The following is a 1,152-nucleotide window of genomic DNA, read 5'->3' on the forward strand; positions in this document are numbered from 1 at the left end:
TTGGGTGATGAAACGGCGCAATATCAGCTTCCGGCATGCGGCGGAATGGTTGCGGACGGGCTTAGGGGACCGCAGCCTGGAACCGGTATTAACCCCTTCTTCCTTAGCCGCTTCGCCTGTTGCTGAGTCGCCCATGGTGGATGCCGCCGAGCGGCAGACCTTGTTAGGCCGGGTGCTGGCGTATTACCACGACACGCTTAAGCAAAGTCCCGAGGCGTTGGCCTACCTGGATAAGCGGGGTTTGAATCACCCAGAGTTGATTGGCACCTTCCAGCTGGGTTACGCCAACCGCACCCTGGGCTATCGGCTGCCCGCCAAGACGCTCAAGGCGGGTATCGCGGTGCGTCAGTCTTTGCAGACGGTGGGCTTGCTGCGCGAGAGTGGGCACGAGCACTTTAACGGCTCGTTGGTTGTGCCGGTCATTGACCTGGATGGTCAGATTCACGAAGTGTATGGCCGCAAGATACGCACCGACCTGCGCCCAGGGACAGCGGATCACCTTTACTTACCGGGTACCCACGCTGGGGTATGGAATGAGGCGGGTTTAGCGGCAGCGGGTGGCGAGGTCATTCTGTGTGAGGCGCTGATTGATGCGATGACCTTCTGGGTGAATGGTTTGCGCAATGTGACGGCCAGCTATGGGGTGAACGGGTTTACCGATGACCACCTTGCAGCGTTTGAGCGTCACGGGGTGAAGCGGGTACTGATTGCCTATGACCACGACGAAGCGGGCGATAAGGCCGCGCGGGCCTTGGCAGAACGGTTGCAAGCGCTGGGGATCGATTGTTGGCGTATTCGCTTCCCACATGGTTTAGATGCCAATGCCTACGCCCTGGCAATGAAACCAGCGCCTAAAGCCCTCAGTCTGGCGGTGCGTAAAGCCGAATGGATGGGGCTAGAGGATGCGCCGAGCGAAGGTAAGCAAGCCCTGGCGGCGATGGCTTCCCGCGTCATAGCAAGGCCAGAGGCGGCCCCCCCGCTTCCCTTAGCCGCTGAGGTGTCGGTTGTAACGGCTGAGTTGGTTCCGACGCCGCTACCGGTTGCCGAGTTACCGGCCAGCCCGGTACCCCCTGCGCCGCATTGCGACCTCAGCGCCGAGGTGAGCGAACGGGAAGTGGTCATGCAGTTAGGTGGGCGACGTTGGCGGGTGCG

General features: G+C 61.2%; 1 protein-coding gene. It reads left to right on the forward strand.

Annotated elements, in window-relative coordinates; genetic code table 11:
- Positions 1-1,152, forward strand: a 1,152-nt coding sequence (locus tag ACUHMQ_RS21625) for a toprim domain-containing protein (RefSeq protein ID WP_445297221.1), incomplete at both ends; no start/stop codon positions are given.

It is taken from the genome of Chitinimonas violaceus, assembly GCF_052601015.1.